Origin of the sequence: Paenarthrobacter sp. NPDC090517 (genome assembly GCF_044769165.1) — a bacterium.
GTDB lineage: Bacteria > Actinomycetota > Actinomycetes > Actinomycetales > Micrococcaceae > Arthrobacter.
The window spans coordinates 1,425,385-1,440,286 of the sequence record NZ_JBIVXN010000001.1; the positions used below are offsets into that span (position 1 = coordinate 1,425,385).

Here is a 14,902-nt window from a genome sequence, read left to right on the forward strand (position 1 = left end):
TACGAGGTTTGCATTTCCTGGTGCTAGTCGATTTCCACGTCGTTCTTGGCAATGACCGTTGAATGGTCAATGTCGTTGTATTCGACATCGAGTTCGTTGTCGGCGATGACGGTGTTGTCCTGGACGTTGGTGTATTCGACGTCCACCTCGTTGTCCTGGATAACCGTGGAATCGTAGTTGACCTGCACGTCTTCCACTTCGATTTCCTTGGAGTTGTCAATCTCCAGCTCGTTGTCCTGGATGACAGTGGAGTCGTAGTTGACCTGGACATCTTCCAGTTCCACGTTGGTGGAGTGATCGTTGGTGTACTCCAGTTCCACCTCGTTGTCCTTGATGATGGTGGAGTTCTCGATGTTCGTGTACTCCACGTCCACGTCGCCGACTTCCAGCTCGGTCTCGTTGTTGTACGAGTCCTTGTTGAACGAATCGTTGTTGGTGATGGTGGTGTTGTTGGTGGTGCTCGTTGTGTCGTGGGAGTGGTCGTCGTTAAAGGAGTCCTTGAATTCCGCATCGATGTCCACGTCGACGTCCGTGTTGTAGGAGTCCTTGGTCACGGAGTTATCCGAGTAGTCGTTGCCGATGGAGATGTCGTTATTGCCCCGGGCATCTACAGTGACCGAGTTATCCGTGGAATGGTCATCAGTGTTGGTGGTGGTGGTTGTGGCGGTCGTGTTGCCCGCGTTGCTGACATCGTCACCTGCAGCAATGGCGCCGTCACCCGAGGCAACCACAGAGTCCTGGTTGAAGAGTTGCGTGACATCCCCGTCGGCCCAGATGTTCTGGTTGACCGACTGGTCGGTGATCGTGTCGCGGTCATCGATGGTGGTGGTGTAGGAGTAGTTGTTCACCACGTGGACAAGCTGCTGGACGGCATGTGCATGGTCGTCCCAGTCGCCGCCCCCACCGCCGTGACCACCGTGACCTCCGTCGTGATCATCGTCGTCGTGTCCACCCCAGCCACCGCCGCCACCGTGTCCACCACCGTCGTGATCATCATCGTCATGTCCACCCCAGCCACCGCCGCCACCGTGTCCACCACCGTCGTGATCACCGTTGTCGTGTCCACCCCAGCCACCGCCGCCACCATGTCCACCACCGTCGTGATCATCATCGTCGTGTCCACCCCAGCCACCGCCGCCACCGTGACCTCCGTCGTGATCATCGTTGTCGTGTCCACCCCAGCTGCCGCCCCCGCCAGTGGAAGCGTTGTTGCCGCCGGTGTTGTATTCACGGTCGAACGACGAACGGGCATTAATGGGTGCGTAGTCGAGGACCACCGGGCGGACGGCGTCGACGTCGGCCGACGAGACGTCGCGCAGGCCTGCTGCGGCGAGCGCTGCTTCAGGATCCCGTACGAATTCTTCAGCGGCATCAGGATCGGTGAACAGGCTCATCAGGAACTGCACGAGCTGTTGTGCGAGTGTTGGCATTGGAGTGCTCCCTCAAATTCTGTGATGGATGATGATTCGCCCGGCGCCTTTGCCGGGCTTGCATTCAACGTATTGCCGGGGCTGGTAACCGGGCATCGGGGGTGGTCCCCCTACTGCTTCCCTCACCGCTAGGGGATTGCCCTGCATTCCGTTAGGGGGTGGAGGGGGTTGCCGCTTACGGAGGCGGGTACCCCTCCCCCAATGCCATCCGCAGGCGGACCAGAAGTTCCGAGCGGCTTTCGGCTCCCAGGCGTCGTCGCATGCGCGCCACGTGGTGCTCCGCCGTGCGGGGTGAGATGTAAATGGCTTCGCCGATTTCCCGGTAGGTCTTGCCTTCCAGGATGAGCCGGCCAACTTCACGTTCCCTGGCGCTGAGTCCGGAGGAGTCAGGAGCACCGGGACCACCCCCGTTGTCCATGACGGGCTGAGCGGGAACAGCAGTGCGGGCATCCTCCTGCCGTTCTGAAACCCCGGCGGATGGGGCCGAACCTTGGGGGTGCAGGTCCCTGGCGCATGCCAACAGCTTCACCATGTCGCGTCGCTCATCCGCGTGCGCTGCGGCATGGCCCGCCAAGCGCGCGCCCTCCCAAGGCATGCCGACGGCGGCCAACCCGCGGGCCGCTGTTTCGACGTCGGACGCTTCAAAGCGGCCGGCCAGGACGGAGACCCAAGCCTTACCGCCAGCCGCGAGCACGGAAGCCAGATGGCTACGCTCCGATGCACGGACAAGCGCTGCCGCATGCGGTGCAAGCCCGGCTGGGTCTTCGCTCAATAAGGCCGCCTGCACCGCCGCCCAGTGCAAAGGCACCGACCACAAGGGCGGGTTGCCCAGCCTCCCCAGCAAGTCCCAAGCACTCTCCAGGTAATGTGCAACCCTCCTGGATTCCCTCAACCGTGCAGCGGCGATCATCAGCTCACCCCAGGACAGAAGGCTGTAGAGGTCCACGGAAACGTGCATCATCGCTTCACGGGCCCTGTCCCAGGCCAGCACGAGCTCATGAACGTCGCTGCCCCGCCGGGCCAGGCCTACTTCCAAGGCCGCCAACAAGAACTCGTCCCTCGGCGCCAAGGCCCAGTGATTGGCTTTGACGGCCTCATTGATGGCCAAACGGGCGTCGTCGGCGTTGTCTTGCTGCATGGAGGACCACGCACGCAACAGGAACAACCGGGGACGGGCTGCGTCGCCGCCCTGACCTGCAGTCAACGCTGCTCTGAGGACGGTGTCCGCTACCGTTGGTTCCCCGCCGTGGAGGGCGCATAAGGCAGCCAGGGCAGCGGGTGTTTCCGGCAAGGGGATGGAAGTGCCTGCCGCGTTCATCATGTCCGAGGCCCTGATGAGCTCGGGCAGAGCCAGTTCCGGTGCCGGCGCCAGGGTTTCACGGAGCCCCTGCTGAGTCAGCGACATCGCAACAGCCAGGAGCGTAGGCGAACCGCTCGGAGCTGCAGTTGCAAGAAGCTCCTCGGCGTCCACCGGGTTACCCGAACCAATCATGGCCACCGCAGCGAGCGGGGCCGAACCATCGATCCTGTCCGGCCCCAGCCAGTTGTACGTATCTGCGCTCCGGGCAAGCATTCCGCGTTGCGCCCAGACGGCCGCGGCCACGTCGACTCCCAGACGAAGATCAGGGGCGCCGGGCACCGCCAGAAGCCGGTCCACCATCCTGCCCGCGGAGTCCAGGTCACCGGTGGCCGCTGTAGCCTGCGCATGTCTCGCGGCCTTGGCAACCTCGTCACCCCCGGCCAAGAGGGCTTCGGCGTAAAGTTCGGCGGCCAATCCCGGGTCAGTTTCCAAGGCATCGTCCGCGGATCGTTCGAGCTCAGCCACCACACGAGGGTCCTGATACCCGTTCCTTGCAAGGTCACGGGCCAGTTCCCCTAACACCAGGCCTTCCCGGAGAGTCTTGTCCACCAACTCCCTTTGCAGCGCGCGGATTCGGGCCTTAGGGGTTCCCTTGAGCAGGGCATACCGTGCAGTACCCACCACAGTCCCATCCGGCAAGAGCAAGCCCGAGTCCTTGGCAGCGGCAATGATCGAGTCCAAGCCGTTAGGGTGGCCCAGGCTGTTAGGGTCACGCAGGCTCTCGGGAAGGGGCGACGGGAGGGAGAATCCAACGGACAGGGCCAGAAGCAACTCGCGGACAGCGGCAGTACCGCCTGTCAGCTTGAGGGCGGTATCTGCGCCGAGGGTGTCACCCGCTCCAAAGGTGTCATCTGTGCCCTGGGCGTCGGTAGCTTGGTTGAGGGGGTGAGCGTCTGCCCCGGGCCGAAATTGCCCGGGCTTATGGTCATGTCCCGTCATGGGTTAGACCGCCGAGAGCAGCGCTGGATCCGGAGTAGGACTGGTTTCCGTTGGTAAAGGGTCAGGGACGGCCGGCGGAGTGGTCTCCTGCGGCACTACAGGTGCTGGGGATGCCGTCGGGTCTTGGACAACCGTAGGCTCGGGCAGCGGCACCGTTGGTTCCGGTTCCGGCGGCGGCGGTGGCGGCGGCGGTGAAGTCACCGGATCCGTAGGAGTGCTGGGCGGAGTTGTTGGTTCGCCAATCGGCGGAGTTGTCGGGTCCGTCGTCACCGGAGGTGGTGTTGTGGTGGCCGGAGGAGGCGTCGGTCCGCTCGCGGCGCCCCCTGAGGGATCAGGATCAGCTGTAGCCGGCGGCGTAGTAGCCGAAGGCGGAGCCTGAGTACCCGGAGTGGAAGTTCCCGTTCCGGGGGCAGCAGGCGCGGTGGTACCTCCCGTCCCGCCCGCTGCTGTACCGGAGGAGGTGCCCCCCGCACCCGTCCCTGCCGTGTTGCCCGAACCATTGGCCGCGCTGCCTGTACCCGCGTTAGTTGCACCCTGGTTCGTTGTATTCTGCCGGGCCGGAGCCCGCCCGTTGGACCCAGCCCTCGTGACCCCGGCCTTGGCGCTCGCTTCGAGTCCAGCCGCCGGTCCCCCGATGACGGGGGTGGAACCGGCAGCACCGCCAGCCCCGGAAGCTTGGGCCCCGGAAGCCTGCGCACCGCCGTCGCGCATGACATCGGCCGCCTGATTTCCAAACACGGTGGCCAGCAGTCCGGTGCCTTCGGGGCTCTGTGCCGCTGTGGCGGTTGCGATGGTCAGCGCCGTTGCGGCCGCGGCGGCTGCTGCCGCCATCCGGACACGAGGCCTCGGGGCATGGCGACCAGGTTTGACCGACAACGCTTGGTGGTGGCTCAACGCCGGAGGCCGACCCGGTGCGTGTGGTCTCCCCAGCGAAGCGTCGGCACCTTTTTCCCCGGCAATTGATTCCACGGACAAGGCAGCCGCGGCTGAAGCGGCTACGGCGGCTGCATCCGCATCCACTGAACGTGCCCCACTGGATCGCAGGCCAGCCACAGCTGCGCCAAGGCAGATGGATGATTTGGGGTCGGCGTCCACGGCGATCGGACGGTCCAGTTCCACGGAGATAAGCTCTGCCACGAGTGGAATCCGGGACGATCCCCCGATGAGCAGCACCGCACTCAAGTCCTGGGCTTCAAGGTTGATGCTCCGCAGGCTTCTTTCAAGGGCTTCTACCGTGTCCCTGACAGGGGCCTCGATCATCGCCTCGAATTCGGAACGGACCAACCGCACGGACAGCTGGGTCCCGGGCAGGGACACCGCCACGCTGGCTTCGCTGTCCAGGGAAAGTGCTTCCTTGGCTTCCCGGCATTCCCGCCTCAACCGTGAGAGTGACGCCAGAGTCTCAGGAGAGGTCGTATCCAAAGCCGCGCCCTCGCCAAGGTGACCCATCACGTGACGCAGGACGGCGGCGTCGAAATCGGCGCCGCCAAGGGTCTCAATACCATCAGGACGGCCTAATAGTTGAAAGTTGCCGGCGCTGGCTTTGCGGAGCACCGCGGTGTCGAAAGTACCGCCGCCGAGGTCGTACACCGCGATGATGCTGCCATCTTCCACACGGGTTTGGGAGGCGTAGTGCAGGGCCGCCGCTACCGGCTCGCTGATTAAGGTGATGTCCTCCAGTCCAGCCTTATTGAGCGCCGCGAGCACCAACGACATGCGGTGCTGACCCCATGCTGCAGGGTGCGTCATGATGATCGACGACGGCGAGCTGCCTTCGCGCTCTTGGGCCCTGTCCACCACCCACCGGGCCATGGCGGCATATACGTCCTCGGGGGAACGCCAGCTCTCTCCGACAGCGAGGGGAACCGAGTCACCTATCCTGCGTTTGAATTCCCTCACCATGCGCTGGGGATCGTCCAGTCCGCGGCGTTCGGCTGCTTCCCCTATCAAAACCCGGCCGTCGTCTGCATAGAACAACACCGAAGGCACGGCGCTGCCATGCAGTCCCAAGGGGAGGATCTCGGCTGCTGGAGTTGGGCCTTGGTTGGGCTTTACAAGGGCTGCGGCGGTGAAACTGGTCCCGACGTCAATGGCGAGAACATAGCTCATGGTTACCTCGAAAAGAACACGGCGCGTCGCTAGCGGGCTGCATCACAAGCGGGTTCTGAACAAGTTAGCACCTGCCCCGGACGGGCAAAAGGCTCAGTTACAACACCAAATTGTCATGGTTGCTACACCGAATTGTCATTTTCCAAGACCGTCTTCCGCGTACAGGAACAAAGCCCCTGCTCAGGCGGCGGAAGGCGGTAGCGCCGCGGCTTACAGCCCGGAGTAGGAATGCAGTCCGTTGAAAACGGTATTCACGAGTGTGAAGTTGATGATGACGCAGGCGTAGCCAACGATCGACAACCACGCTGCACGGGTTCCGGTCCAACCACGCGTGGCCCGCGCGTGCAGGTAGCCCGCGTAGACCACCCAGATCACGAAGGTCCAGACTTCCTTGGGGTCCCAGCCCCAGAAGCGGCCCCAGGCCTTTTCAGCCCAGATCGCACCAAACATGAGGGTGAACGTCCAGCCGATGAAGGCGATGGCGTTAATGCGGTAGGAGAGATTCTCGAGGCTCAGCGCGTTGGGAACCAAGCGCATGAAGCCAAGGTTATCCGTGCGGCCCGCCGCAAGGTTCTTCTGGCGGTACGACTGCAGTAGCTGCAGCACAGACATCGCGAACGTCAGTGTGAACAAGGCCGAGGACAGGACTGCGATGGAAACGTGGATGATCAGCCAGTAGCTCTGCAGCGCAGGAACCAGGTGCCCCACGGGGGTCCAGAAAGCAGCCGAAGCCGCCACCAGCATGATGATGGCCAGCCCGATCACAAAGGTGCCCAGGAAGCGCAGATCCCTGCGGATGAGGACCACCAGGAAGACAGCTACGGCCACAAAGGCACCCGTGGTGAGGAACTCGTACATGTTTCCCCACGGCACCCGGCCTGCACCAAACGCACGGGTAACCACGCCGGCGCCATGGATGAGCACGCCCAACACCGTCAGCGCTACGGCCACGCGGGCGGGCGCGCGGCGTTCGCCCGCGTATTTCATGTCGCCAGCGGCGGTGCCGCCCTCAACGGTGAGGCCCGACGTCGGACGCTCAGCGCGGCCTGCCGGCCCACCGGCGTCAGGACCTCCCAAGCCTGCCGCAACGCGGCCTGCAGAAACCGTGACCTTCTCGCCGGCGGTGCTGGCCGCGGCCTTCAGGTCCACGGCGCGGAGCATCTTGCTGCTCTTCGCCAAGTCCCAGGCAAAGGCTATGAACGCCACGGTGTACGTGCCGGCGGCCAACAGCATGAACAGCTCGCTGTACTGGCCCAGGGTTTCGTTGATGACGGGCATTACTGGTCCTTCGAGGTTGAGGAGGATCCTGCAGTTGTTGTAGCCGTGTCCGGCGTCTCCGGGACGTTCCATTCCCGGACAAAGATCTCGCGGAGGGCCGCGGCTTCGCCGGCCAAGCGGTGGTCTTCACCGCGTGCCAGCAGGCCGTACTCCACCATGGTGCGGCCGTCCGCGTGGGTTCCGGTGCGGACCCAGACGCGGCGGCGGTTGATGTACAGCGACATCACCAGGCCGGCGACTGCGAGGAAACCGAAGATCAAAGCGTAGAGCTGGCCGGGGTTGTGGTGGATGTCCACCCCGATGTACTTCTTGACGCCGTCGAACGTGATGCTGCCCTTGCCTTCGGGCAGGTTGACTGTAGCGCCGGGGCTCAGGGTGATACCGCCAGCGGGGAGATCGCGGCCGTTGAGCTGTTGGAGGTCCTTGACGTCCAGCTCGAACACATTCTGGGGCACACCCTTGTCCAGGCCGAGGTCACCGTAGAACGAGTTCAGGCTCAGCTGCGGGTTGATGAGTTCCGAGGCGCCGCTGAAGGAAATTCCGTCCTCGGTGACGAACGCCGTGGGCAGGAAGAAGCCAACAAAGCCCAACTGTTCCGGCTTGGCGTCCGGGACTTTGATGACCACGGAGGAGTAGTAGTTGTCGCCCTGGACCTTAGCAGTCACGGGACCTTGGAAAGCAACGTTGCCTTCGCCGTCCCGGACCGTCACCATGGGCGCGTAGCCGTTTCCGGTGAGGTAGAGGCTGGTATTCCCGAGGGAAACGGGGTCGTTGACCTTGAGGGTTTCCTTCTTGCCGGGTGCGTCCGGAGTTTCCTTGGTGGTCACTTCGGCCGTGTAGTCGATGGGCTGGCCGGCCTTGCCGGGCGATTCGCGGTCGAACCTGGCCTCGAACTTATCCAGTTGCATCGAGTAAGGCTGGAGCGAGCTGCTCTGGAAGTTGGTGCCCGGCGTGAATTGGTCGTAGCCCACCAGAGTGTTAACGAAGGTATCGCCTTCCACCAGGATCCGCTGGCCGCTGTACCCGTACAAGCCACCAATGGCCACGGACACAAGCACCCCGATCAGGGAGGTGTGGAACACGAGGTTGCCCACTTCTTTCAGGAAGCCGCGCTCGGCACCCAGCGACGGCAGGGCGCCGTCGGCATCCCTGACCTCAACGCGGTAGCCGCGCTTCTTCAGCAGCCCGGCGGCGTCGTTGATGGCTTTCGACGCCGGGATCCCGGCGTCGGCAGGCACGGCCAAAGTGCCGTACTCCGGCAGGCGCGAAAGGCGCTTGGGGGTGCGCGGCGGCTGCGACTTCATGGCCTTGTAGTGGGCAATGGCGCGCGGAGTGACGCAGCCGATCAGGGAGATGAACAGCAATATGTAAATGGCCGAGAACCAAGCCGACGAGTAGACGTCGTAGAGCTGCAAGGCGTCGAGAAGCTCACCGTAGGAAGGGTTGTCCTTGATGTACTGCGTGACCACTGAAGGATTGGCGGGCCGCTGCGGGAACAGGGAACCCGGAACGGCGCCAACGGCAAGCAGGAGCAGCAGGAACAGGGCCGTGCGCATGCTGGTCAGCTGGGTCCAGGACCACCGGAGCATGCCCTTGAAACCAAGCGCGGGCAGGGCTGCCTCGGACTTGGCCTGCTGTAGTTTTCCTTCGCCTGTTGTGCCTTCTGCGGAGGTGCTTTCAGCGGCGGGTGACTTCTTCTTGGCTTTCACGGACTCGCTCATCAGATTGGCAACTTCACGTCGTTTTGGAACCAGTACTGCAACTCGGTCACCCAGGTTCCCCACACGCCGGTGGCCATAAGGATGCCGAGCAAAATCAGGATGCCTCCGCCGATCCGCTGGATGGCCAGCCGATGCTTGCGGAAGAAGGACATGACTCCCATGCCCCGGCGGACGGCCAGCGCAATCAGAAGAAACGGAATGCCAAGGCCAAGGCTGTAAACAAACGCCAGGAGGGCTCCCTTTGCCGCCGATGAACCGCCGGACAAGCTCAGCAACTGTACCGCGGAGTACGTCGGGCCAATGCAGGGCGCCCAGCCCAGCCCGAACGTGAGTCCCAGCAGGGGCGCGCCCCACAAGCCCGCCGGAGGTTTTGCGTGGATCTTCGCGTCACGCTGCAGCCAGCCGAAGCCACCCATGAACACCACGCCCATGATGATCACCAAGATGCCCAACAGTTGCGTGATCCAGGCGTTTTGGGGGCCGGTCAGCAACGTGCCCAACTGCCCGAAGGCACCGCCCAAGAGGACGAAAATCACCGAGAAGCCCAGCACAAACAGGCCGATACCGGCCAGCATGCGGCCGCGCTTTTGCTTCTGGAGGTCGACGCCGGTGAGTCCCGTGACGTAGCCAAGGTAACCGGGGACCAGCGGCAGCACGCATGGTGAAAGGAACGAGACCAGCCCGGCCAGCAGCGCCACTGGCACAGCCAGCAACAGTGATCCGTTGAGGATCGTCTCGGCGAAAGGACTGTTCATGGGTGCTACTCGGCCACTGCGGAGGTGATGAGGGCTTTCAGGGTGCTCTTCTCGATCTCGCCGAGGACGCGTGAGGCAACCTTGCCCTCCTTGTCCAGGACCAGGGTTGTGGGAACTGCGCCAGGAGGCACAATGCCGGACACGGACAGCAGCACTGCACCATCCTTGTCATTAAAGCTCGGGTAGGTGATGTTGAAGGTCTTGTCGAAGGCCTCGGCGGTGGCTTGTTCGTCGCGCAGGTTGACGCCGAAGAACTGGACACCCCGGTCCTTGAAGTCCAAGTGCAGGGCTTCAAGCTGTGGGGCTTCGATGCGGCATGGAGCGCAGGCGGCAAACCAGAAGTTCAGGACGGTGACTTTGCCCAGGAGATCCTCCGGCTTCACCGTCTGCCCGTTAAAGAGAGTGCCTTTGAGCGCTATGGGTGCGGCACGGTCCGCTTTGGCGAACTCCGTCACCGAACCATCGCCTGCCACATAGTTCTTGTTGTCGCCGGCCTTGGCTTGCTTGGCAAGGGAGTCTTCCTGGGCACACGCGGACAAGCCCATGGTCAGTCCTGCGAGGAGGACACCACCGGCGGTCAGCACGCCGCGGCGCGAAAGATTGTTGTCCATGCTTCTACGCTCCCGGGGTGCTCGCCGCGCCGGGAAGCAGGACGGCAGCGGGCTCGGTGTATTCAACTCGTACGATCTTGCCGTCGTCATCGAATGTCAGGGACGTCAGCGACGTCAGCGTGCACTCGCGCTTACGCGGATCGTGGGCCAGCCGGCGGCCCTCGGCAGTCAACCTGGTGGACCAAATGGGAAGTTGGTGGCTGACCAAAATGGCTTCAGCGCCGTCGCCGCCCAATTCGATTGCCTTCACCCGCGCGTCCTCGACCGCGGCCAAGACGCGGGTTGCTTGTTCCTTGTAGGGCTCGCCCCATGAAGGCCGCAACGGATTCCGGTAGTAGATCCAGTGCTTGGGCTTCAAGAACTCACTCTTGGTGGGGTGGAGTCCCTCGAAGTGGTTCTCTGCTTCGATGATGCGCGGCTCGGTGGTGATCTCCAGGTTCAGCGCCTCGGCGGTGGGCATAGCTGTTTCCTGGGCGCGGGTGAGCGGCGAGGCTACCAGATGCACGATCTTGGCACCTTGGTTGACGCGGGCCGCGAAGTGATCTGCCAGCATCCGGGCCATCTCCCGGCCACGTTCGGAGAGGTGGAATTCCGGCAGCCGGCCATAGAGGACGGCGTCGGGATTGTGGACCTCGCCATGGCGAAGCAGATGGACAGTTGCTTGGGGCATGTTTACCAGTTTCTCAAAGAAGCGGGGCGATCCGAAATCTTCTACCGCTAGTAGAACTCAAAGTTTTCCCGAAATGTTCCGTGGAGTTGGAATAAAAGATGCATATGCATGTTTATACTGGGTACGAAGCTCGGTTGACGCTTCAAGCAATGAGCTCAACCAAGCAAGCAAGCAGTACCTACCACTCGATATAGGAGCAACACCATGATGACCCTTCCCGCTTCCGTCACCACCGGCACCTGGACCCTCGACGCTTCCCACAGCGAGATCGGCTTCACCGTCCGCCACGCAGGCATCAGCAAGGTCCGCGGCCAGTTCAAGGATGCTGCTGCCACCTTGGAAGTTGGCGAAACGCTGACCGACTCCAAGGTCACCGCCACCATCCAGACCGCCAGCTTCGACTCCGGAGACGTCAACCGCGACGGCCACGTCAAGGGCGAAGACTTCTTCGATGTGGAAAAGTTCCCGGAAATCACCTTCGTGTCCCGCCACGTCAAGGCCAACGGCAACAGCTTCGACCTCGTGGGCGATCTCACAATCAAGGGCGTGACCAAGGAAGTTTCCATCGAGACAGAATTCAACGGTGTTGCCGTGGATCCCTTCGGCAACACCCGTGCCGGCGTTTCCGGCGAAACCACCATCAGCCGCAAGGACTTCGGCCTCACCTGGAACGCCGTCCTCGAAGCCGGTGGCGTCCTGGTCAGCGACAAGGTAGTCATCAACCTCGAGCTCGCCTTCATCGCACCGGCTGCCGCGTAGCCCGTAGGTAACATCAAACGGCGCCCTGCACAGTTCACGCTGTACGGGGCGCCGTTTCGCGTATAGGGAAGTCACCCCGCAATTGTTCGGCAAACAGCCTGTAGTTAGCTGCGGGTTGGCTCCGAATTTCCTATGCATCCCTCAACGTGCGGTCTAAAGTGATGCCATGAGTACCCCAGACGAAACACCACAGCCACAGCAGCCCGGCTCCCAGCCTCCGCAGCCCGGCAATGTTCCTCCTGCGGGTCACCAGCCTCCTCAGGGCTATCAACCCCCGCAGGGTTACCAGCCGCCGTCGCAACCGGGGCAGTATCCACAGCCCGGACAAGGCCAGCCTGGTCCCGGACAGTCCGGTTTCCACTTCGAGATGCCCACTGACGGACCGCGCAGTTTCAACGACGTCATGCCTCAGGGCGGCTTCTCGGGAATGTTCAAAACCCAGGGCCTGCCGACCGAGCTGAAAGTCTCCTACTTCATTTGGGTGATCTCCGGACTCCTGGGCCTGCTGTTTGGCCTCATCGCTTTCTTTGCGGTCATCGCTGCCTTCGCGTTCGCTCCGGGATTCGCCGCCATCGCCCTGATCCTCCTCCTGCTCACTTTGGCGGTCGCCGCCGCGCAAGTGATCCTGGCCATGAAGATGAAGGAAGGCAAAGAGTGGGCACGCCTCGCCTTGACCATCCTTGCCGGTGTTTCCTTGCTACTGGCCATCTTCGGAGCGGCAAGTGGTGGCGGTTCCGGGATGGGACTGGGCGGCAATTGGTTCGGCTTCCTGGTGAGCGCTGTAGCCGTTGTACTGATGTGGCTGCCCAATGCGCAGCTCTGGTTCAAGACTGTGAAGGGCCACGCTTAGCACTGACTCAACTGCCGTCGTCGTGCGCCATCGGCGGTAGATCGAGACTGAAGGCCGCGGTCAGATCCTCCAGGGTCCCGCGGCCTTCATCATGAAGGCGTAAGCCAGGATGATGATTTTTCCCCTGAGCTTGAAATACCTGCGTGTGAACATCTGCAGTGTCGGACGCTGGAGGTACGGTGGTACCAGAACCACGCTGGGGGCAGGGTCATTTTGCTGATCCCGGCGGCCGCACCAGCAGTCGAACAAGCAAAGGAATGCCATGAGCAACCCTCCGTACCCGCCCTCAAATCCGGGCGATGACAACAAGCCCGAGCAGCACGGCTCCCAGCCTTCCGCGCCGCAGCCTCCGGCACCCCAGTACGGTCAGCCGGCCGCACCCCAGTACGGCCAGCAGTCCCCCGCCGCACCGCAGTACGGCCAGCAGTCCCCCGCCGCACCGCAGTACGGCCAGCAGTCTTCCCCGTATGGTCAGCCGGCCGCGCCGCAGTACGGCCAGCAGTCCCCCGCCGCACCGCAGTACGGCCAGCAGTCTTCCCCGTATGGTCAGGCTCCCGGAGCTCCGCAGTACGGTCAGGACACCAACTGGCCCAGCCAGCAGCCCGGCCCCACCACTATCCCTCCCATGGTGAATTACGCGTTCTGGATGATCATTGCGGCAGGCATCCTGTCTGCCATCAGCTCGCTGCTCCTGGCCACCACCGGAGCGGATGCCTTCATCAACGTGATGAACGAGCAGGCCGCACAGCAGGGCACTGAGTTCCCTGCGGAATCCATTGAGGGGATGCGGGGCGCTATTGCAGTGGGCGCCATAGTCGGTGCCATCTTCTCATTGGGTCTTTACGCGCTGGTTGCCTTCCCCGTCCGGAAGGGCAAGAACTGGGCCAGGATCCTGGGCACCGTGTTCGCTGCCATCTCTGTCCTGGGCCTCACCGGCCTGTTCCAGTTCGGCGCAACCTACGGCATCATGCAGCTCATCGTGATCCTGCTGGGCGTCGCAGCGATCGTTATGCTGTACCTGCCGGCGTCGGCTCCGTACTTCCGCAAGGCCCAGCCTTTCGGAAACCCGTACCAGAACCCCTACGGTCGCTAAACCCTCACGTTTCCAAGTATTAAACGCTGGCGCGGACCCGGAAAAGGCTAAACAGCCTGGCCCGGTGTCTGCGCCCGTTGTGCGTGGTACGCCAAAATCTGGAGTTCGGTTGCCATATCCACCTTGCGGAGATTGACGTGCGGGGGAACCTGCAGGAGCACCGGGGCGAAGCTCAGGATGCTCCGGATTCCGGCAGCAATGACGCGATCACACACAGCTTGGGCGACGGTCGCTGGCAACGCCAGCACCACCATGTTGGTGTGGGTGCGTTCCAGCACGCGCTCCAGCTCGGCCGAATCACTCACCCGCAGCCAGCCCACCTCGTTGCCGATCACCATGGGATCGGCGTCAAAGATGGCCACAACGTCGAAGCCCCGGGACTCGAAGCCGCCATACCGTGCAAGGGCTTTGCCGAGGTTACCGGCACCCACAATCGCGACCTTCCAGTCGTGGGTCAGGCCGAGTGCGGCGGCTATGTGCCGACTCAGGTACTGGACTTCATAGCCGACGCCCCGGGTCCCGTAAGAGCCGACGTAGGAGAGGTCTTTGCGGAGCGTGGATGAACTGACGCCCGATGCCTCCGCCAAGGCTTCCGAGGAAACGCGTTCCACACCTTCGGCCAAGAGAGAGTTGAGCGCGCGCAAATAGAGAGTCATCCGGGCCACAGCCGCGGGCGGGATCTGCTTGGTGGCAGGTTCGTTGTCCCCGGTAGTTGCGTCCGGGGACGGTTCCAGCGCAGTCACGGTATTCTCCATTGCGTCGCTTTGTTGTTCCACTCTATGACCCTCGGCGGGACTCAACAAAAGCCATTACCTGCGGGTAACCCCACCTCAGCCTTCCAGGACTTTCTTCAGCGTGCGGGTGAGCCGTTCCTCATCGATCTTCCAAAAATCCCGCTGGATGCCGTCTACCAGCACCACAGGAATTTCCTCTGCGAAGCGCTCCTGGAGTTGGGGGTCGCCGTCGATCTTCTGCTCAGTCCACTGCACGCCAAGGCTTTTCGTCACACGCTCGACGGCGGCACGCGCCTCCGTGCAGAGGTGGCAGTCAGCTTTGGTAAGGAGTACGACGTCGGGAATAGCCATGTCTCAAAGGTAACCGCCCCGACGCTCGCTCACATCCCACGCCCTTCCCCCCAACCCTCACTCACATCCCACACCCTTCCCACCAACCCTCACTCACATCCCACACCCTTCCCGCCAACCCTCACTCACATCCCACACCCTTCCCACCAACCCTCACTCACATCCCACACCCTTCCCACCAACCCTCACTCACATCCCACACCCTTCCCACCAACCCTCACTCACATCCCACACCCTTCCCC

The 14,902-nt window shown here is 62.8% G+C and carries 13 protein-coding genes; 3 read left to right on the forward strand and 10 right to left on the reverse strand.

Translation table 11 applies throughout. From position 1 onward, the window contains the following. Window positions 1–23 precede the first annotated feature (23 nt). The 8 genes from ACIQTW_RS06590 to ACIQTW_RS06625 all read right to left on the reverse strand — a co-directional run bounded on the left by ACIQTW_RS06590 (window position 24) and on the right by ACIQTW_RS06625 (window position 10,873). Window positions 24–1,430: an IniB N-terminal domain-containing protein gene (locus ACIQTW_RS06590; protein WP_402935088.1), complete on the reverse strand. Its 1,407-nt coding sequence runs from the start codon at window positions 1,428–1,430 to the stop codon at window positions 24–26. A gap of 175 nt (window positions 1,431–1,605) precedes the next feature. Continuing rightward, window positions 1,606–3,729, reverse strand: a complete 2,124-nt coding sequence (locus ACIQTW_RS06595; protein ID WP_402935091.1) for a LuxR C-terminal-related transcriptional regulator — start codon at window positions 3,727–3,729, stop codon at window positions 1,606–1,608. 3 nt (window positions 3,730–3,732) lie between these two features. After that, entirely contained in the window at window positions 3,733–5,838 is a 2,106-nt protein-coding gene (locus tag ACIQTW_RS06600; protein WP_402935093.1) for an Hsp70 family protein, read from the reverse strand. Window positions 5,839–6,048: 210 nt separating this feature from the next. After that, on the reverse strand, window positions 6,049–7,116 hold the full coding sequence (ccsB, locus tag ACIQTW_RS06605) for a c-type cytochrome biogenesis protein CcsB (protein ID WP_402935096.1): 1,068 nt from the start codon (window positions 7,114–7,116) through the stop codon (window positions 6,049–6,051). Beyond that, complete coding sequence (locus tag ACIQTW_RS06610) at window positions 7,116–8,837, reverse strand: cytochrome c biogenesis protein ResB (protein ID WP_402935099.1); 1,722 nt, start codon at window positions 8,835–8,837, stop codon at window positions 7,116–7,118. The genes ccsB and ACIQTW_RS06610 overlap by 1 nt, the downstream gene beginning before the upstream one ends. After that, complete coding sequence (locus ACIQTW_RS06615; RefSeq protein ID WP_402935101.1) at window positions 8,837–9,592, reverse strand: cytochrome c biogenesis CcdA family protein; 756 nt, start codon at window positions 9,590–9,592, stop codon at window positions 8,837–8,839. Before ACIQTW_RS06615 ends, ACIQTW_RS06610 begins: the two co-directional genes overlap by 1 nt. 5 nt (window positions 9,593–9,597) lie before the next feature. Continuing rightward, on the reverse strand, window positions 9,598–10,203 hold the full coding sequence (locus tag ACIQTW_RS06620; protein ID WP_402935103.1) for a TlpA family protein disulfide reductase: 606 nt from the start codon (window positions 10,201–10,203) through the stop codon (window positions 9,598–9,600). Between the two features lie 4 nt (window positions 10,204–10,207). Then, complete coding sequence (locus ACIQTW_RS06625) at window positions 10,208–10,873, reverse strand: histidine phosphatase family protein (protein ID WP_402935106.1); 666 nt, start codon at window positions 10,871–10,873, stop codon at window positions 10,208–10,210. A gap of 207 nt (window positions 10,874–11,080) precedes the next feature. Between ACIQTW_RS06625 and ACIQTW_RS06630 the strand changes: the two genes are divergently transcribed. The 3 genes from ACIQTW_RS06630 (at window position 11,081) to ACIQTW_RS06640 (ending at window position 13,575) form a co-directional block, all read left to right on the forward strand. Then, on the forward strand, window positions 11,081–11,632 hold the full coding sequence (locus tag ACIQTW_RS06630) for a YceI family protein (RefSeq protein WP_026005548.1): 552 nt from the start codon (window positions 11,081–11,083) through the stop codon (window positions 11,630–11,632). A 166-nt stretch (window positions 11,633–11,798) separates the two neighbouring features. Beyond that, window positions 11,799–12,482, forward strand: a complete 684-nt coding sequence (locus ACIQTW_RS06635; protein WP_402935108.1) for a hypothetical protein — start codon at window positions 11,799–11,801, stop codon at window positions 12,480–12,482. 262 nt (window positions 12,483–12,744) lie between these two features. Then, complete coding sequence (locus tag ACIQTW_RS06640; RefSeq protein WP_402935111.1) at window positions 12,745–13,575, forward strand: hypothetical protein; 831 nt, start codon at window positions 12,745–12,747, stop codon at window positions 13,573–13,575. 47 nt (window positions 13,576–13,622) lie between these two features. Here the strand turns inward: ACIQTW_RS06640 and ACIQTW_RS06645 are convergent, their stop codons facing one another. Then, window positions 13,623–14,330: a redox-sensing transcriptional repressor Rex gene (locus ACIQTW_RS06645; protein WP_309074850.1), complete on the reverse strand. Its 708-nt coding sequence runs from the start codon at window positions 14,328–14,330 to the stop codon at window positions 13,623–13,625. A gap of 75 nt (window positions 14,331–14,405) precedes the next feature. Further along, window positions 14,406–14,660: a glutaredoxin family protein gene (locus ACIQTW_RS06650; RefSeq protein WP_017199157.1), complete on the reverse strand. Its 255-nt coding sequence runs from the start codon at window positions 14,658–14,660 to the stop codon at window positions 14,406–14,408. Window positions 14,661–14,902 lie beyond the last annotated feature (242 nt).